The sequence below is a fragment of the Pannonibacter sp. SL95 genome (assembly GCF_026672425.1).
Lineage (GTDB): Bacteria > Pseudomonadota > Alphaproteobacteria > Rhizobiales > Stappiaceae > Pannonibacter.
In genome coordinates this window covers 273941-292383 of sequence record NZ_JAPPRC010000006.1, presented here as the reverse complement: position 1 = coordinate 292383, position 18443 = coordinate 273941, and the positions used below count along the sequence as shown (strand labels likewise).

At 65.2% G+C, this 18443-nt stretch carries 14 protein-coding genes and 2 pseudogenes; 10 read left to right on the top strand and 6 right to left on the bottom strand.

Going from position 1 to position 18443, the window contains the following annotated elements; all coding sequences use genetic code 11:
* The first annotated feature begins 24 nt into the window (after nucleotides 1-24).
* The 5 genes from OVA12_RS18400 (at nucleotide 25) to OVA12_RS18380 (ending at nucleotide 6642) form a co-directional block, all read left to right on the top strand.
* On the top strand, nucleotides 25-831 hold the full coding sequence (locus OVA12_RS18400; protein ID WP_268139872.1) for a DUF937 domain-containing protein: 807 nt from the start codon (nucleotides 25-27) through the stop codon (nucleotides 829-831).
* 143 nt (nucleotides 832-974) lie between these two features.
* The gene (gene hisS, locus OVA12_RS18395) at nucleotides 975-2495 is read left to right on the top strand and encodes a histidine--tRNA ligase (RefSeq protein ID WP_268139870.1); all 1521 of its coding nucleotides are present in this window, start codon (nucleotides 975-977) and stop codon (nucleotides 2493-2495) included.
* 16 nt (nucleotides 2496-2511) lie between these two features.
* Nucleotides 2512-3663 carry an ATP phosphoribosyltransferase regulatory subunit gene (locus OVA12_RS18390; RefSeq protein WP_268139868.1) on the top strand — a complete coding sequence of 384 codons (1152 nt, stop codon included), beginning with the start codon at nucleotides 2512-2514 and terminating at the stop codon, nucleotides 3661-3663.
* Nucleotides 3660-4628, top strand: a complete 969-nt coding sequence (hisG, locus tag OVA12_RS18385) for an ATP phosphoribosyltransferase (protein ID WP_268139866.1) — start codon at nucleotides 3660-3662, stop codon at nucleotides 4626-4628. Before OVA12_RS18390 ends, hisG begins: the two co-directional genes overlap by 4 nt.
* Before the next feature lie 319 nt (nucleotides 4629-4947).
* Nucleotides 4948-6642, top strand: coding sequence for a methyl-accepting chemotaxis protein (locus OVA12_RS18380; protein WP_268139864.1), 1695 nt, complete (start codon nucleotides 4948-4950; stop codon nucleotides 6640-6642).
* Nucleotides 6643-6728: 86 nt separating this feature from the next.
* Here the strand turns inward: OVA12_RS18380 and OVA12_RS18375 are convergent, their stop codons facing one another.
* Together OVA12_RS18375 and OVA12_RS18370 are read right to left on the bottom strand one after the other, a co-directional pair.
* The gene (locus OVA12_RS18375; protein WP_442793896.1) at nucleotides 6729-7388 is read right to left on the bottom strand and encodes a DNA-3-methyladenine glycosylase I; all 660 of its coding nucleotides are present in this window, start codon (nucleotides 7386-7388) and stop codon (nucleotides 6729-6731) included.
* A gap of 395 nt (nucleotides 7389-7783) precedes the next feature.
* Nucleotides 7784-8518 (bottom strand): protein phosphatase CheZ, encoded by a 735-nt coding sequence (locus tag OVA12_RS18370; protein WP_268139862.1) that lies wholly within the window; start codon nucleotides 8516-8518, stop codon nucleotides 7784-7786.
* A gap of 238 nt (nucleotides 8519-8756) precedes the next feature.
* On the opposite strand from OVA12_RS18370, the gene OVA12_RS18365 reads away from it, so the two are divergent.
* Together OVA12_RS18365 and OVA12_RS18360 are read left to right on the top strand one after the other, a co-directional pair.
* Complete coding sequence (locus OVA12_RS18365; protein ID WP_268139860.1) at nucleotides 8757-9476, top strand: DUF2927 domain-containing protein; 720 nt, start codon at nucleotides 8757-8759, stop codon at nucleotides 9474-9476.
* Between the two features lie 202 nt (nucleotides 9477-9678).
* The gene (locus OVA12_RS18360; protein ID WP_268139858.1) at nucleotides 9679-10383 is read left to right on the top strand and encodes a L,D-transpeptidase; all 705 of its coding nucleotides are present in this window, start codon (nucleotides 9679-9681) and stop codon (nucleotides 10381-10383) included.
* A 47-nt stretch (nucleotides 10384-10430) separates the two neighbouring features.
* Here OVA12_RS18360 and OVA12_RS18355 read toward each other — a convergent pair whose 3' ends face one another.
* Nucleotides 10431-11102 carry a hypothetical protein gene (locus OVA12_RS18355; protein WP_268139857.1) on the bottom strand — a complete coding sequence of 224 codons (672 nt, stop codon included), beginning with the start codon at nucleotides 11100-11102 and terminating at the stop codon, nucleotides 10431-10433.
* A gap of 105 nt (nucleotides 11103-11207) precedes the next feature.
* Between OVA12_RS18355 and clcA the strand changes: the two are divergent.
* Nucleotides 11208-12586: pseudogene (gene clcA / locus OVA12_RS24015) on the top strand (H(+)/Cl(-) exchange transporter ClcA).
* 24 nt (nucleotides 12587-12610) lie between these two features.
* Here the strand turns inward: clcA and glcF are convergent.
* From glcF to OVA12_RS18335, 3 genes and pseudogenes are all read right to left on the bottom strand, one after another.
* Complete coding sequence (glcF, locus tag OVA12_RS18345; protein WP_268139856.1) at nucleotides 12611-13939, bottom strand: glycolate oxidase subunit GlcF; 1329 nt, start codon at nucleotides 13937-13939, stop codon at nucleotides 12611-12613.
* 48 nt (nucleotides 13940-13987) lie between these two features.
* Nucleotides 13988-15210: pseudogene (locus OVA12_RS18340) on the bottom strand (FAD-binding protein).
* Between the two features lie 14 nt (nucleotides 15211-15224).
* Nucleotides 15225-16721, bottom strand: a complete 1497-nt coding sequence (locus OVA12_RS18335; protein WP_268139855.1) for an FAD-linked oxidase C-terminal domain-containing protein — start codon at nucleotides 16719-16721, stop codon at nucleotides 15225-15227.
* A 201-nt stretch (nucleotides 16722-16922) separates the two neighbouring features.
* Here OVA12_RS18335 and OVA12_RS18330 point away from each other — a divergent pair, with 201 nt between their 5' ends.
* Together OVA12_RS18330 and OVA12_RS18325 are read left to right on the top strand one after the other, a co-directional pair.
* Nucleotides 16923-17873, top strand: a complete 951-nt coding sequence (locus OVA12_RS18330) for a LysR family transcriptional regulator (RefSeq protein WP_268139853.1) — start codon at nucleotides 16923-16925, stop codon at nucleotides 17871-17873.
* Between the two features lie 145 nt (nucleotides 17874-18018).
* Nucleotides 18019-18414, top strand: coding sequence for a c-type cytochrome (locus OVA12_RS18325; RefSeq protein ID WP_268139851.1), 396 nt, complete (start codon nucleotides 18019-18021; stop codon nucleotides 18412-18414).
* Nucleotides 18415-18443 lie beyond the last annotated feature (29 nt).

Below are 18443 nucleotides of genomic sequence, written 5' to 3'. Positions count from 1 at the left end.
AATGCGATTCCGGTGTGAGGCAGCATGAGCGACCCGAGCGGACTGTTTTCCTCCTTTGACCCGGCAGGTGTTGTCGCAACCATGCGGCAGCAGTTTGGTCTTGCCGACGCGGATGTCACCCGCGCCATGGGTGCCCTGCTGCCGGCCGCCTTCACCGGCCTGCGCCACACCACCGCAGCGCCGGATGGCCTTCAGGGCTTCCTCGGCCTGCTGAAGGGACAGGCTGGGCAGATGCCGATGCCAATGTCGGTGCAAAGCCCAACGCAAGCCGATCCGTTCTCCTTTGGCACAGCGCCAGCGCCGACCAACTGGTTCTTTGGTCCAGCTCCGGTGCAGCAGGCGATCGCCGATCAGGTCGCCCGCCTCACCGGCGTGCAGCAGGACGCGATCACGGCCCTGATGCCGGTCGCAGCGACCCTTGCCATGGGACAGGTTGCCCGTCCCTATCTGCATGGACAGGCCCGCGACCTGTTCGATGCCTTCATGGCCGGCTATGCCCGTGGCCGGCCCAAGCCCGTGCCGACCCCCGCCGCGATGATGGCAGGCTATGCCGGTGCGGTGCAGTCCTTCTGGACCAGCTTCCTCGGCCTTGGCGACAAGGCGTCTCCCGCTGCCCCGTCCGCCAGCTCGCCCTCGTCGCCTCAGGCAACCCAGCGGCCGGCGCAAAAGCCTGCGGCTGCGCCGACGCCCGAACCGGACACGGAAACCCCGGCTGCGCCGCCGGCCGGTTCGATCCTTGATGACTGGTTCGCCGCTGGCCGTGCTTTCCAGAGCAATCAGCTGAAAGCCATCGAGACGGTGTTCGATACGCTCGATCGTGACAACGGCTGAGGAACAGCGACGGCCTCCCGCAGGCTGACGCGACAGCACCCGGCCTTGCCCGCCCCCCTTGTTTCGTCTAGGAAACACCTGCCTGCTGTCCCCGGTCGGGGACAGCGGAGGCATTGATCTTTCCTCAAAGTACCGTGATCCCCATGTCCAATCCGAAGTCCCAGAAACTCAAGGCGCGGCTGCCGCGCGGCTTTGTCGACCGGTCGGCTGAGGAGATCCGTGCCAGCGAGCATATGCTCGCGAAGATCAAGGGCGTCTACGAGCTCTACGGCTTCGAGCCGATCGAGACGCCGGCCTTCGAATACACCGACTGCCTCGGCAAGTTCCTGCCCGACACCGACCGCCCGAATGCCGGCGTGTTCTCGGTGCAGGACGACGACGAGCAGTGGATGAGCCTGCGCTATGACCTGACCGCGCCGCTGGCGCGTCACGTCGCCGAGCACATCAACGAGATCCAGCTGCCCTTCCGCAGCTACCGAGCCGGCTGGGTGTTCCGAAACGAGAAGCCCGGCCCCGGCCGTTTCCGCCAGTTCATGCAGTTCGACGCCGACAGCGTCGGCGCGCCCGGCGCTGCCGCAGATGCCGAGATGTGTATGATGTTCGCCGACACGCTCGACGCGCTTGGCCTCAAGGGCAAGTACGTTATTCGCGTGAATAATCGCAAACTGCTTGACGGTGTGATGGAGATCATTGGCCTAGGCGGTAATGAAAACGCCGAACGCCGTCTGACCGTCCTGCGCGCCATGGACAAGTATGACAAATTCGGAATCGAAGGTGTCGAGCTGCTTCTCGGAGCGGGCAGGAAGGACGACAGCGGTGATTTCACTGCAGGTGCCGGACTTGACGCCCCGCGTATCGCGCGTGTTGTCGAGCTACTAAAAGCCACGCGAGACAGTGCAAAAGAGACCCTCGATTGCATCAAGGCAATCTGCGGTGATAATGAGACTGCAAATCAAGGCTTTGATGAACTCGACACAATCGCGAGTTTGATTATCGCAGCTGGCTATACTGACCGCGTTTTCATATCGCCAGCCGTTGTCCGCGGCCTCGAATATTACACCGGCCCGGTCTACGAGGCCGAGCTGACCTTCCCGGTCACCAACGAGAAGGGTGAGGTCGTCCAGTTCGGCTCCGTCGGTGGCGGTGGCCGTTATGACGGTCTCGTCAAGCGCTTCACCGGCCGCGACGTTCCGGCAACCGGCTTCTCCATCGGCGTTTCGCGCCTGATGAGCGCGCTGAAGAACCTCGGCAAGCTCGATGTGGCCGAAGTGCTGGAGCCGGTGCTGGTCACCGTGATGGACGGCGATGTGGCCGCCCTTGCGAAGTATCAGGCCATGACGCAGCAGCTGCGCGCCGCCGGTATCCGCGCCGAGATGTACCAGGGCAACTGGAAGAAATTCGGCAACCAGCTGAAATACGCCGACAAGCGCGGCTGCCCGCTGGCCATCATCCAGGGTTCGGAGGAGCGTGCCAACGGCGAGATCCAGATCAAGGACCTCATCGAGGGCAAGCGTCTTTCAGGTGAAATAACCGACAATGTAACATGGCGCGAAAGCCGCCCGGCGCAGGAGACCGTGCGCGAGACCGACCTGGTCGAGACCGTGCGCAAGATGCTGGCCGCGCAGGCCGAGGACCGCTCGCGCGGCAAGCTGGCCAACGCCTGAAGGGGACGACCCGGACATGTCGAGACCTGATCTTTCGCCCGCCGCGCTCGCAAGCAAGGCCCTTGCCCGGCTGGAAACTTCCGGGCACACCCGCATCGACCCGCCGATCCTGCAGCCGGCAGACGTGTTCCTGGACCTGACCGGCGAGGACATCCGCCGTCGTCTGTTCCTGACCAGCGGCGCCGACGGGCGCGAGCTATGCCTGCGCCCGGATTTCACCATCCCGGTCTGCCGCCAGCACCTCGAAAGCGAGCCGGCCTACCGGCGTGATGATTACTGTTACGCCGGGTCCGTGTTCCGCCAGCGGCCGGGCGAGCTGGGCGAGATCCCGCAGGTGGGCGCTGAAAGCCTCGGCCGCGCCGACCGGGAAGACGCCGATGCCGCCATGCTGGCGCTCGCCCTTTCCGTTCTGGCCGATCTCGGCCTTGAGCATCCCGTGGTGCGGATTGGCGACGAGACCCTGTTTTCCGCCGTTCTGGCCGGGCTTGATCTGCCGGTCGTCTGGCAGCGCCGCCTGCGCGATCTCTTTGGCGAAGGCGAACGCCTGACCGCAGCGATCACCCGCATGAGCGGCGCAGGTGCCCCGTCCGACCAGCGCCGCGACGCCCGCCTCGGCTTCCTCGCCGCGCTGGAGGGTGCCAATCCCGATGCCGCGCAGGAAGTCGTTGCCGATCTCCTGTCCATTGCCGGCATTTCCGCCGTGGGCGGCCGCACCGCCAGCGAGATCGCCGAACGCTTCCTGGAACAGGCCGCGCTTGCCAGCGGCGCAGGCACGCACAAGACGGCTGCCAGCATCCTCAGCGAGTACCTTGCGATCACGGGTCGCCCAGACGAGAGCGCAGACGCGCTCGAAGCCTTTGCGACCCGCCATGGCCTTGATCTTGCCGCCCCGCTTGCGGCCTTCCGCGCCCGCACGGCAGCCATGGTGAGCCATGGCCTAGACCTTACCCAGATCCGCTTCGCTGCCGATTTCGGCCGCCGGCTCGACTATTACACCGGCTTCGTCTTCGAGGTGAGCGCCCCCGGCGCTGCGAACGCGGGCACGCTTCTGGGCGGCGGCCGCTACGACCGGCTGCTGCGTCTCCTTGGCGCAAATGACGAGGTTCCCGCCGTCGGTTTCTCGCTCTGGCTTGACCGTCTCACCGCTGTGCTGGAGGCCCGCGCATGACCCGGCTCATCATTGGCATTCCCTCCAAGGGCCGCCTGCAGGAAAACACCTCCGAGTTCTTCGCCGGTGCCGGCCTGAAGATCGTCCAGCCCGGCGGTGACCGCAATTATCGCGGCGCCATCAAGGGGCTCGACAGCGTCGAGATCGCTTTCCTGTCCGCCTCCGAGATCGCCCGGGAGCTGGCCGCCGGCAGCATCCATTTCGGCATCACCGGTCTGGACTTGGTGCATGAAAGCATCGCGACGCCGGACAAGCTCGTCCATGTCGTCACCCCGCTCGGCTTCGGCCCGGCCGATGTGGTCGTCGCCGTGCCGAAGGCCTGGATCGACGTGGAGACCATGGCGGATCTTGGCGATGTCGCCTCCGACTTCCGCAACCGCCATGGCCGGCGCATGCGCGTCGCCACGAAATACGTCAACCTCACCCGCGCCTTCTTCGCCCGTCACGGCATTGCCGATTACTGGATCGTCGAAAGCGCCGGGGCAACCGAGGGCGCGCCGGCGGCCGGCTCTGCCGAGCTGATCGTCGACATCACCACGACCGGGTCAACGCTCGAAGCCAATGCGCTGAAAATCCTCGCCGATGGCGTGATCCTGAAAAGCCAGGCGCATCTCGTTGCCTCGCTGAAGGCCGACTGGAGCGGCGAGGCGCTGTCCGCCGCCCGCACCATCCTCGACCGGGTCGCGGCCGAAGAAACCGCCCGGGGCAGCCGGCTCGTCCGCGCCCATGTCCCCGACACCCGCGGCGCGGTGAAGGACATCCTGCCGATGGGCGCCGAGCTGATCTACGGCCTTGCCGCCGATAGCGGCGTCCTCAGCCTGCTCTGCCCGCGCGATCTCGCCCCCGATTGCGCCCAGATGCTGATCGCCCATGGCGCCACCGCGGTCAGCGTCGAGAAGCCCGACTACATCTTCCGCGCCACCAACCGTCTGTTCGACCCGCTTGCGGAAAAAGTGAACGGCTGAGACATTCTGCCTGCAGGTAAACGCCGCCGTGTCGCTGTGACACGGTGGCGTTTTTCGTTTCGTGCCTGCCTCCCGCGGCGCGGTAGGTGCAGCGCGGAAACTGCTAATTCCGTTTTGGATCACAGGCTTCGTCAGTATTTTGGACGGTATGGTTAGCAGGATTTAGCTTCCCAAACGGAATGCCTTTATGTTCAAGTTAACTCTGTTAATAATTCTATAACTTTTTAACATTCGGTCAATTTTGACCGCTGATGATCTCCGTATATCAAGAATCTTTTTCCTGATCACCCTCCGCAACTACGCTCTGGAGGCACGAACAATGTTCATGCGTAATATCTCGGTCTCCGGCAAGGTCATGTCGGTTGTCTTTCTCTTGAGCATCATCTCGCTCATCAACTCCGGTATTGGCTACGTCTCGCTTGACCATTTGAATACAGCAGCGGGAGCAATCAACCGGACGGCCTCTGACGTCAAACTCGGCGCCCAAATGAACCAGAACATTCTGACCCTCAGCCGCGCCGAATACCGGCTTGCGGCCGATCCCGGTCAAGCTGCCGCCATTCGCCGCGATATCGAGGCGACCCAGGCCTCCTTCCGCGAACGCATTGCCGCCGCCGTTGCAAACGCCGAAGGCGAGCAGCGCGGGATGCTGATCGAAATCCAGGAGCTGTTCGACGAATACACGCCGCGCATGGCCCGTGCGCTTGATGTGGCGGAGCGCAGTTCGAACACAACGTTGACCGCGGATCAGCAGGCAATCCTGACCGAAGTCGCAACCTCACGCGAACTCGCCGACAAGATCGCGACAGCGCTGCTGCGTTATGTCGATTTCTCTGAAGCCACTGGCAATCGCCGCTCCGAAGAAGCGGGCGACATGGCCAGCAGTTCCGGCTTCTTGTTGATCGCCGTCGCTGTCATTGGCATTGGAGCCGGTCTGGTTGCAGGTTTCTTTGTCTCACGTCGCTTCATCGTTCGCCCCTTGACCGTCATGGTCGACGGCCTGCAGCGCCTTGCCAAGGGTGAGTTCGAATTCAAGGTCGACTATGCCGACCAGACCGACGAAGTCGGGTCCATTGCCAAGGCCATGGAAGTGTTCAAGACCAACGCCTCCGAACGTCAGAACATGATGCAGGAACAGGTCGCCGAAGCATCCCGCAAGGCTGAACGCGCCGAACAGATCCGCCAGCTGACGTTCCGCTTCCAGGAAGATGTCGATCAGGCTCTGACCGTGTTGAATTCCTCTGCAACCGAGCTGGAGGCGACCGCTCAGTCCATGGCCAGCACGGCCGAGGAAACAGCGTCGCAGAGCGGCACGATCGCATCTGCCGCCACACAGGCCTCGGCCAATGTGCAGATGGTCGCAGGTGCCACGGAAGAGATGTCATCGTCCATCCGGGAAGTCAGCGCCCAGATCGTCAAGACCTCGAAACTGGCTGCGACGGCGAAGGAGCACGTGACATCGGCAACGTCCCGCGTTTCGTCGCTGCAGACCGGCGCCGAAGCCATCGGCGAGATCATCGACCTCATCCGCAGCATCGCCGAACAGACCAATCTGCTGGCGCTGAATGCCACCATCGAGGCCGCCCGCGCCGGTGAGGCCGGCAAGGGCTTCGCCGTGGTTGCCAACGAGGTCAAGTCGCTTGCCAACCAGACTGCAAAGGCAACCGAAGAGATCACCGGCCAGATCGGCAAGATGCAGTCCGAAGTTCAGAACACGGTGCCCGTGATCGAACTGATCGCCAACATCATCGCCGACCTGAATGACATTTCCTCTGGCGTTGCGGCAGCTGCCGAGGAGCAGAACACGACAACCGATGAAATCAGCCGCAACATCACCGAAGCGGCACAAGGGACGACCGAAGTCTCCCGCAACATCGCCAGCCTCAATGAGGCAGCAGAGACAAACAGCGCCGCCACCACACAAGTGCTGTCGACCGCCCGCGCGCTCGCCGATCGCAGCGGCCGCCTCAGCACGCAGGTGACAAAGTTCATCGGCGAGATCCAGGCAGCCTGACGATCCCCTGGGTCAGACTGCCAAGCATCCGAAGGGATGCACTCCACGAACTGTCCGCGCCGTTTGCAAAAAGGGCGCGGACTTTTTTATCCGCGTTTCGGACGGGCGAACTTTGCCCGGACCGCCTCGATCTCGGCCCGGACGCAGCAGCCCTCAAGGTGGTCATTGACAAGGCCCATGGCCTGCATGAAGGCATAGACAGTCGTCGGGCCGACAAAGGTCCAGCCGCGCTTCTTCAGATCCTTCGAGATGGCAAGGCTCGCCGGGGACGTCGCCATCTTGCTCAGCGTGGCGTGGTCGCACACTTCGGGCCGGTCTGCCGGGCCGGGTTCATGCGCCCAGAAATAGGCCGCCAGCGTGCCGAACTCAGAACGCAGTTCCTGTGCACGCCGGGCGTTGTTGATGGTCGAGACGATCTTGCCCCGGTGCCGCACAATGCCGGCATCCGCCACGCAGCGCTCGATATCAGCCTCAGTAAAGGCGGCCACCTGGTCGATGTCGAACCCGGCAAAGGCCGCGCGGAAATTCTCGCGCTTGCGCAGGATGGTCAGCCAGGACAAGCCCGACTGAAAGCCTTCAAGACAGATCTTCTCGAACAGCCGCGTATCATCCGTCACCGGACGGCCCCACTCCCGGTCATGGTAGTGGGCATAGTCGTCGAGCCCCTGCTGCCACCAGCAGCGAACCTCTCCGTCAGCGCCGCACATCAGGCCGGCCGGCAGTGTTTCGTCCATCGGCGCGTTCATCATCACCTCGACATGTTCTTAATTTGTTCCTATCACCAAACCAGCAATCGAACAACAGAAAAGGCCCGGACGGCGGGGGAGCGAGGGCGTGGGAGATTTTCTTGTGTGGGGGGGCATAGGCACTGGGCATGCAAGCAAGTCACCGGCGTCCACCACGGCCAAGCGCAGCGCAGAGCCGGGGCCTACTCGCTTGCAGAGCCTTTGAAAAACGCGAGGCCTGGCAGCATTCGATCAGAGTGAACCGAATGAAATGAGCGCTCTGCGAATGAGTAGGCTCCGGGCCTCGCGTTGCTCGCCCGGAGTGACACGGAGCAAGACTTTCGCTCGTCGAAATCAGCCGAACAACAAAAAAGGCCGGACAAGCCGGCCTTTCCGAATTCCGCGCGTAGAGCCACTCAGGCAAACAGGGCGTCGATGTCGTCCTGGCTGACCGTATCCGTGTCGGACTTGAGCGACGGGCCGTTGAGCAGCGCCGCATCGCCTTCCGAGTTGCTCTCGCGCATCTTGAACTCGATTTCCTTGAAGGCCTCGATGCCGCCCCAGATGTTCATCATGTCGATGATGCGCTCTTCAACGAAGCGCAGCGCGCCGACCACCTTGGAGATGCGCTGACCGGTGAGATCCTGGAAGTTGCAGGCCTCGAAGATCTGGATGACGCGTTCCTGGATGTCGTTGGCCATGTCGCGGTCCTGGCCGCTCAGCCGTGCGGACAGGGTATTGGCAGTCTCGTCAATGAACTCGGACGCGGACAGGATGGCTTCGGTCGCCCCTTCCGTGCCGATGACGATCGCGTCCAGCTCGTTGGTGACGCGGGTCATTTCCGGCCCCTCGGAGCCAGTGGTGTGATGCAGCGCCGCGATTTCCTTCTTGGTCATCAGGATCGCTTCGTACATGGCATCGAGTTCCTTCTTGAGCTTGGCGGCTTCGCCAAGTTCACGCCGGAACTCCTGCAACACGTGTTCGCTCATTTCCTTGGGGTCGGGGGCGCCTTTCATCAGCGCCCGCAGCGAGGCCATTTCGGCCATCAGCTCGCGATGGCGCTGCTCTTCGCTGCGCTCGGGTAGGCCCTGAGCTCCTGCCGCTTCGCGAAACAGGCTTTCCGCCCGGAAAACACGCTTGACCGCAGCCATGCCAACTCCCGCTGTTACCGTCACCGCTCGCGCAGATAATCCATCCTCTTTTCACGATTTATATCTGTCGATGTTTAAGGAAATGTTCCCTCGGGAGAGCTGCTGCAACAGCCTGTCCGGCGAAGTCCTGAACAAGAAGATTTGCTTTCCAAGTCGTTACCGCATTGGGTACATTTGCGCAGGCAAGCCCGGATGGCGGGCAACCGGCCATGAACCTTTGGGTCTTCAGTCCCTCGCTATGCTGCCCAATCCAACTGTCTCCATGCTGGTCGCGGTCTGCCTGCTGGTAAGCGTACCGGCGCGGGCCGGGCCGGAGAGCTTTACCGCCGAGGAACTGATCGAGGGCTTCACCAACACCGTCTTCGGGCTCGAGTATCGCGCCTGGAGCTGGCAGCCCTATCTCGTCAAGAAATACGTGAAGCCGGTGCGCTTCCGGATCCACAATCTGGCCTCACGCAACCGTGCGCCCGCCGTCGAGGCCTTCCTTGCCGAGCTGCCACGCAAGATCCCCACACTGGATGCCCGCCTCGCCGAGGCTGGAACCGAGGCGAACTTCAACATCTATGTCGTTGACCGGGCCGATTATCTCAATGTTGTCCGGCGTGAGATCTACGGCGACCAGGAAGCAGACGCGCCCGGCCGTTGCCTTGTGCGGGTGGAATCCGGCCGCAAGGGCATTACCGGGTCATCCGCAGTCATCGTTTCGGACGAGGGCGAGTTCCTGTTCCGCCGCTGCCTGGTCGAGGAGATCCTGCAAGGTCTCGGACCGATGAATGATGACCCGAAGCTCACCCATTCGGTGTTCAACGACACTTCGCGGCACAGCCGCTTTACGGCCTTTGACCAGATCCTGCTCAACATGCTTTACGACCCGCGTGTCCGCCCGGGCATGGACCGCAGCGAACTGGAACCGCTGCTGCCACTGATCGCCCGTGACGCAAAACACCGGGTCCAGTAAAGCTGTGCGGGGCAGCGTCTTCATCGCAGCAACAGTAAACTCGAAGGATACGAAGCGGTAACCTTTACGCGAGTTAACCAGATCTTTTACGAGCCGATTCACCATTCTCCTTCACCAAGTTCCTTAAAGTTTGAACGATGCCGGAAAGCTTTTGCCCGTCCGGCCGGTCCGATGTTCGTTCTGGCGTTGAGGAGTATCAGTGATGAAGCGGAGTGTGTGCCTGGCGCTGGCGGCCCTGATCGGCCTGCCCGTGCCGCAGGTCCTGGCGGAAGGCAGCCGGGGCATCAATCCCCCCCCTCTCGTCCTGAGCCCGAACCTTGCCGAACCCTGGCTGCTGCAGCTGCGCCCCGAGGGCCAGCCGAGCCGCGCGCCCATGGTCGTGGGTGAGCCGGTCGCCCAGGCCCCCGTCCAGCTTGCCAGCGCTGGCAGCCAGCAGGCCGCCGCCGCCGTCCGCCGCCAGGTCGCGCCGGAGTTCCTTCCGGCGGTGGTCGACTACACCGGCCCGCACAAGCCGGGCACCATCATCATCGACACCAACGCCCGCTACCTCTACCTGGTGGAGCAGAACGGGGTCGCGCGCCGCTATGGCGTCGGCGTCGGCAAGCCGGGCTTCGAATGGGCCGGCAGCCACAAGATCACCCGCAAGGCCGAGTGGCCGGACTGGCGTCCGCCGGCTGAAATGCGCAAGCGCCGCCCGGGCCTGCCCACCTACATGGCCGGCGGCCCGAACAATCCCCTCGGCGCCCGCGCCATGTATCTCGGCTCGACCCTTTACCGCATCCATGGCTCCAACGAACCCTGGTCGATCGGTCATGCCGTATCTTCCGGCTGCATCCGCATGCGCAACGAGGACGTCACTGACCTCTACGAGCGCGTTGGCGTCGGCACCAAGGTCATCGTGATGTGATCATCGCCCGACGATGATCATTCCGGGCGGGATCAATCCGGCTTTGATCAGTCCGGCTGGCGGTCCTCCGCCAGCCGTTCAAGCAGCAGGGCGCGCCACTGGCCCTTGTCGCCGGTCCATTCGCTGTCATCGGGGCTGAGCACATGCACCTCGTCGGCGAGGTTGTCCGCATGCCGGCCGTCCAGGCTCACCAGGATGAACTCGCAAGGCCGGCCGAGGTAATGCTCGACCGCATGGCGCAGACGCCCGACGGCGCCGGCCTCGAAATGCAGGTCGGTGAGGCCGGTCTCCTCCTGCACCATGGTCAGGTTGTTCTGGCTGTTGGAGAGCACGAACACCAGCCGCTCGTAGCGGGCAAGCCGCTGCAGCTTGCCCCGCATGTGGCCGAAGCGGGACAGTTCATCGGCCATGCGGCCGGCGATGTCCACCGTCCCGGCCTCGTCGCGGAAGTGATGCAGGAAATGGATGTCATAGGGATGCCAGACGGGATGATGCGGCCCCATGCGGATGTCACCGGGCCCAAACAGCGGAAAGCCGTCCTCGAACAGCCTGGCCACCCCCGGCACCGGGGCAATCAGCCCATCGAAGAAATGCCGCGCCGGCTGGATGTCCTCGCCAAGCTGATGGCCGATCTCCTCCGCGTGGGTGCGTATCTGCCGCGAGCTCTGGCAGGATATTCCAAGGCTGACGATTGCCGTGCTGTGGCCTTCGGCCGACATCTTGCGCGTTCCTTCTGCCTGCGTTGCCCAGACCATACAGTCCGGACAACCGGCCGCGCAACGCCCGGCGCAATGCCCCTTAACGCCAGACGAGGCTGCTGAAGCATGACCGAGACGCCCATCGAGAAGCCCAACCCGGCGCCCTTTGCTTCTCAGCTTCAGGCCGTTCCTGCCGGCTATCTGCTGCTGGCGCTGGCCGGCGGTCTTCTGGTCGGGCTGCTGGGCACCGGGTTTCATCTGGCCGTGCAGGCGCTCGCCACTGCCTATGCCGATCTGCGCACGCTGGCGCCCTCGCCCGTGACCGCCGTTCTGCTGGCGATGGCGGCCACGGCTGCCCTTGCGGTGGCAGCGCGCGCGCTGGTTCTGCGCTTTGCCCCGGAGGCTGCCGGCAGCGGCATCCAGGAGATCGAAGGCGTGCTGGAGGGCGAACGAGAGCTCCGGCCGCTGCGGGTGCTTCTGGTCAAGTTTTTCGGCGGTGTGCTGGCGCTCGGCTCCGGCATGGTGCTGGGCCGCGAGGGACCGACGATCCACATGGGCGCCGCCCTGATGCAGCTTGTCTCCGGGTCGGCCGTCTTGGCCAGGAGGAAAAACGCGGCTTGCTTGCCGCCGGCGCCGCGGCTGGCCTTGCCGCCGCCTTTCTCGCCCCGCTGGCCGCGATCCTGTTTGTCATCGAGGAGACCCGGCGCCAGGTCCCCTATCGCGCCCACACCTACATGGCCGTGATCCTCGCCAGCATTGGCAGCGCCGCCATTGCCGAGGCGCTGCTCGGCCAGACCGTCAGCCTGCCCCTCGCCAGCCCGGGCCTGTCGCCGCTGCTGCTGCCCGTCTTCGCCCTGCTCGGCGGCGCGGTGGGGCTGCTGGGGCTCAGCTTCAACCGGGCCGTGGTGCTGGCGCTTGATGCGCCGCTGCGCCTGCCGCAGCGCTTCTGGTGGCTGCTGGCGCTCGTCGTTGGTGCGGCGATGGGGGCGATGCTGCAGCTGTTTCCCGAGGGCAGCGGCGGCGGCGAGGCGGTCGTCCAGCTGCTCGCCCATGAGGCCGCGCCGCTCGGTTTCCTGCTGGCGCTGATGGCGCTGCGCTTCACCGCCGCGATCCTGTGCTACGGCACCGGCGTTCCCGGCGGCATCTTCGCGCCGATGCTGTCCATCGCGGTGGCGGCCGGTCTTGCCTTCGGCACGGCAGCCGAGGTCCTGCTGCCGGACGTCGAGGGCCTTGCCCGCGCGACCGCGATTGCCGCCATGGCCGGGCTGTTTGCCGCCTCGGTCCGCGCGCCGCTGGTCGGCGTGGTGCTTGTCCTTGAACTGACCGGCGCCTATGGCCTCGTGCTGCCGGTTCTCGTCACCGCCGCCTGCGCCAGCCTCACCGCCGCCGCGCTTGGCGGCCGGCCGATCTACGAGACCCTCCTGGAACGCACCCTGCGCCTCGCCGGCAAGCCCGTCCCGCCCCAGCCCGACCGCATCCCCGTGCAGCTGGGGACGGCGGGTTAACCGACAAAACCCACTGCCAGCCGGTCAGTGCACCGGCTGCCGCTGCAGCCGCTCGAAGCCTTCCGGTTCCGGGCCGCCGTAGGCCCAGTCGAGCAGTTCGGCCATGTGGATGACGGGAATGCCGGTGCCCTTGCCGATCTGCGTCATGCAGCCGATGTTGCCGGCCGCAATCAGGTCCGGTTTCGTCTTCTCGATGTTGGCGACCTTGCGGTCCCGGAGACGCGACGCGATCTCGGGCTGCAGGATGTTGTAGGTGCCGGCCGAGCCGCAGCACAAATGCCCTTCCGGCACATCCTTCACCGTGAAGCCGGCGGCCTTGAGCAGTTCCTTCGGCTGGCGCGTGATCTTCTGGCCGTGCTGCATCGAGCAGGCCGAATGATAGGCAACGGTCATGTTGCCGGGCCGCACGGGCGCCCCGAGGTCCAGCGTTGCCAGGAACTCGGTGATGTCCCTGGCAAGGCCCGACACCCGGGCGGCTTTTTCGGCCCACGCAGCGTCATGGTTCAGCATGTAGCCGTAATCCTTGATCGTGGTGCCGCAGCCCGAGGCGGTGATCAGGATCGCCTCCAGCCCGCCGGCCTCCAGCTCGCGCGTCCAGGCGGCGACATTCTGCCTTGCGTTCGCAAGGGCTGCCTCCTCGCGGCCCATGTGATGCACCAGCGCGCCGCAGCAGGTCTCGCCCTTGGGCAGCACGACTTCATAGCCTGCCCGCGTCAAAAGGCGGATCGTCGCGTCGTTGATCGACGGGGCCAGCACAGGCTGGGCGCAACCGGTGAGCAGCGCCACCCGGCCGCGTTTCGGGGCTGACGGCGCGAAGGCCGCCGGTCCCTCGAACTGGGCCCGGCCGGGTGCGCGTGCCGGCGCCAGATCCAGCATCGCGCCCAGCTTGGCAAAGGGCCCGCCGAAGCTTTTCATCAGCCCGGCGAAGGGCCGCGCCGCAAAGGCGCCGACCAGCGCCAGCCGGAAGCGCCCCGGATGGGGCAGCACGGCCGCCAGCAGCGACCGGATCAGCCGGTCGGTCAGCGGCCGGCGGTAGGTCTTCTCGATATGCGCGCGGGCATGGTCGACAAGATGCATGTAATGCACCCCCGACGGGCACGTGGTCATGCAGGACAGGCACGACAGGCAGCGGTCGATGTGCTTCACCACCTTCTCGTCCGCCGGCCGGTTGTTCTCCAGCATGTCCTTGATGAGGTAGATGCGCCCGCGCGGGCTGTCGAGCTCGTCGCCCAGCAGCGCGAAGGTCGGACAGGTCGCCGTGCAGAAGCCGCAATGGACGCATTTGCGCAGGATCTTCTCCGCATCGGCCACATGCGGATCGGCAAGCTGTTCGGGCGTGAAATTCGTCTGCATCGGTCAACCTTGCGGTGAGGGCTCGGGGTCGGGCGGAGGGCGGCGCGCTCAGGCGTCGGCGACCATGCGGCCCGGATTGAGAATGCCTTTCGGGTCGAACTGCGCCTTCAGCCGCATGGCTCAGCGCGGCCAGCGGGGCAGGCTGGGGCTGGAACACCGGCACGGCGGCCCGGGTCGCCGCGCTCGCCCGGATCAGGGTCGCGTGCCCGCCGCCGTGATCGGCGATGGCCGCGCGCAGCGGCACATCATGCACCTCGCCGTCCAGCATCTGCAGCCACAACAGCCCGCCGCTCCAGTCGTAGAAGCCTTCCACCGGCATGAGGCTGCGCAAGCGCTGCATCAGTTCGGCACCGGAGGCCGGGCGGCACGGAAACGCGCCACACCGGATTGCGGCTGCCGGCAAAGGGGATCACGTCGCGCACGGCCTGCCAGAGCGCCTTCGAGGCGGCATCGCCGATCCGTTCCGCCGGACCAAACTCGGCCAGCCGCCGCGCCAGATTGGCAAAGCGGTACTCGACCGATGGGCCGAAGCCTTCGAGGCGCAGCAGCGTCACGGGCCCCGGCCGGTCCTCGCCCGCAACACCAAGCCGTTGGCAGATGCCTTCCGGCAGATGCGCGGCCGCCGAGACTTCCGCAGAAGAGCCCATGGCAGCACACATGGCGGCAACGGCGGCCGCATCGGAGAGCCCGTTCAGCGCCAGGCTCGCCGAGGTCTCGGCGCGCGGGTTGACCTTCAGCGTGATCAGCGTCGACACCGCCAGCGTGCCATAGGCCCCGGTCAGGGCGCGCGGCAGGTCGTAGCCGGTGACGTTCTTCACCACACGGCCGCCGGAGCGGAAAATCTCGCCGTGGCCCGAAACCGCGTCGAGCCCGAGGATATGGTCACGCGCAGCGCCCGCCTTGATGCGGCGCGGCCCGGCGAGATTGGTGCCGATCAGCCCGCCGAGCGTGCCCTTGCCGGCTGCCTCGCCGAGGAGCGGCCCGAAATCCATCGGCTCGAAGGAAAGCTCCTGCCCGGCCCCGGCCACCAGCGCCTCGATCTCGGCCATCGGCGTGCCGGCCTTGGCCGTCAGAACCAGTTCGGCCGGCTCGTAGACCTCGACGCCGGACAGGCGCGACAGGTCCAGCACATGGGCGGTCTGCACCGGCCGGCCCAGCGCACGTTTGGAGCCCTGGCCGAGGATCTCGACGGGCAACTCCTCGGCGGCGGCATAGGCCAGGAAGTCGCGCGTTTCTTCGGCGGTGGTGGGCGTGAGGGCGGAATGGGTCATCGCGTCGGGTCCGATCAGAAGCGCGGGATGTCGGGGAAGGCGAGCTGGCCCTTGTGGACATGCATCATCCCGAGGTCGGCGCAGCGGTGCAGCACCGGGAAGACCTTGCCAGGATTGAGCAGGTGCTTGTCGTCAAAGGCACATTTCACCCGTTGCTGCTGCTTCAGGTCGTCCTCGGAGAACATTTCCGGCATCAGGTCGCGCTTCTCGATGCCCACGCCATGCTCGCCGGTCAGCACCCCGCCGACCGCCACGCAGAGCCGCAGGATGTCGGCGCCGAAGGCTTCCGCCGCCTCCAGTTCGCCGGGCTTGTTGGCGTCATAGAGGATCAGCGGATGCAGGTTGCCATCGCCGGCGTGGAACACGTTGGCGCAGCGCAGGCCGTGCTTGACGGAGAGCTCGCGCATGCCGGCCAGCACGCGCGGCAGCTCTCGGCGCGGAATGGTCCCGTCCATGCAGAGATAGTCCGGCGAGATGCGCCCCACCGCCGGGAAGGCCGACTTGCGCCCGGCCCAGAACACCAGCCGCTCTTCCTCGCTGGTCGAGACGCGCAGATAACCGGCGCGGTTGGCGCGGGCGATCTCCTCGACCCGGGCCAGCAGGAAGTCCACCTCCGCTTCCGGCCCGTCCAGCTCGACGATCAGCAGCGCCTCGGCATCGCGCGGATAGCCGGCGTTGACATAGTCCTCGGCGGCCTGGATTGCCGGGCCGTCCATCATCTCCATGCCGCCGGGAATGATGCCGGCGGCGATGATGTCCGCAACACAGCGCCCACCATCCTCGGAAGTCGGGAAGCCGACCAGCGCCGCCCGCGCGGTCTCCGGCTTCTGCAGGATGCGCACGGTCACTTCCGTGACGACGCCGAGCAGGCCTTCCGAGCCGGTCATCAGCGCGAGGAGGTCATAGCCCTCGGCCTCCATGTGCTTGCCGCCGAGGCGGATCACCTCGCCGGTGATCAGCACCATTTCCAGGCCCAGCACGTTGTTGGTGGTCAGGCCGTATTTCAGGCAATGCACACCGCCGGAGTTCTCCGCGATGTTGCCACCGATGGAACAGGCGATCTGCGACGACGGGTCCGGCGCGTAATAGAAGCCCTCATGCTCCACCGCGCGGGTGATGCCGAGATTGGTGACGCCGGGCTGGGCGATCACGGCGCGGTTGGGGAAGTCGACGTCGAGGATGCGGTTGAACTTCATCATCGACATCAGCACGCCATCGGCCAGCGGCAGCGCACCGCCGGACAGCGAGGTACCCGCACCGCGCGGCACCACCTTGACGTCGTTCTCATAGCAATAGCGCAGGATCCGGGAGACCTGGTCCACCGTCTCCGGCAGCACCACGACCAGCGGCATCTGCCGGTAGGCAGTCAGCGCATCGGTCTCGTAGGGGCGCATTTCGGTCAGGGCGTCGATGACCCCCTCACCCGGCACGATGGCCTTCAGCGCGGCGACGATATTGTCCCGGCGCTCCAGCACGTGCCGGTCCGGTGCCGGCATGGCGATCCCGACCATCTCCCTCTCCCTTTTCCCTCACGCACATAACGTGATCCGAGTTTGTCCGTTAAAGCGTAAATGCACACAAGGTCAGTTTCATTGCGGAGCGTACGCCTGCGACGTTGCGTCATTGACCTCCCGGACCCTGACAGTCTGTCAAACTTCAGGGCACGGGGAAACACCGGGTCTGGTCCTAGAACTCTTTCCAGTTGGTCACAAATGAGCAATCTCACGGACATGGAAATCTTCGCGCGTGTCGTCGCCGCTGGCAGCATGTCGGCGGCAGGGCGCGAAATGGCCTTGTCTCCGGCGGTCGTTTCCAAGCGGATCCGGCGCCTGGAGGACCGTCTGGGAACACGCCTGCTCCAACGTACGACCCGGCAGATTGCCCTCACCGAGGCAGGTCAGGGGTTCTATGACCGGGTCCTTGCCATTCTGGCCAGCGTCGAGGAAGCCGAAACCTTTGTCACGCGTGGCTCGGCGCAGGCCCGTGGCACGCTCAAGGTCAGCGCGCCCACGTCCTTTGGCCGCCTCCATGTCGCGCCGCATCTGGGCAAGTTCCTGGAAGCCAATCCGGACCTGTCCGTCAGCCTCGACCTGTCGGATGACTTCGTCGACATTGTCGGGGATGGCTATGACCTTGCCATCCGGATTGCCGAGCTGTCAGATTCCAGCCTCGTTGCCCGCCGGCTTGCGCCGGTGCACCGGGTGCTCTGTGCCGCCCCGTCCTATCTGGCGCGGCACGGCGAGCCTCAGTCCCTTGCTGACCTCACCGAAAACCACGTGCGCATCGCGGCGACGGCCCAGGATCCCTGGCGGCTGGTTGGCCCGCAGGGCACCGAGATCGTTCGGGCCAGTTCCCATCTTCGCACCAACTCGTCCGAGGTCGTGCGAGAAGCGCTGATCGCCGGTGTTGGCGTCGCGCTGCGGTCCACCTGGGACATTGGCCCGGAACTGCGCGACGGCCGCCTGCGCATCGTCCTGCCCGCCTATCGCGCCTCCCGGCAGGTCGGCCTGCACGCGGTCTATCCAAGCCGCCGCTTCCTGCCCGCCAAGGTGCGTGTCTTCATCGATTTCCTGGCACATCTCTACGGCCCGTCCCCCTATTGGGACAGTGGCCTGGAGCAATGGCTGGCCGAACCCACGCATTCGGCGACAGCGGCAGAGTAACGGCGATGCGACATAGTGCCCGAACCCCACTCCCCGACGCGACAAGTCGCCGCGCATGTCTTGTCTCGCAAGGGCGTTCGGTTCATGTTCCTCCCACTCAAGCGGCCGGGCACCGGCACGGCCTGCAGGAGGGAGAGAGAACAGAATGATCAAGCTGAGCATTGCCGCGGGCGCCGCCCTGCTGGCCCTCACCACTGCATCCTTCGCTGAGGGCGATGCCGCCCTGGGCGAAAAGGTCTTCAAGAAGTGCGCCGCCTGCCATGCGGTTGGCCCGGACGCCAAGAACAAGGTCGGCCCGGTGCTGAACGGCGTCGTTGGCCGCGCGGTCGCAACCGTCGCGGACTTCAAGTATTCCCCGGCCATGACCGAATTCGGCGCCGGCAAGGTCTGGGATGAAGCGACCCTGACCACCTATCTGGCCGACCCGAAGACGGCTGTGCCGAAAAACAAGATGGCCTTCGTCGGCATCAAGAAGGACGACGAGATGAAGGGCGTCATCGCCTATCTCGCGAAGTTCAACGCCGACGGCTCTTCCAAGTAAGTTCTGCAAACCGACCGGCCGCAGCCCAC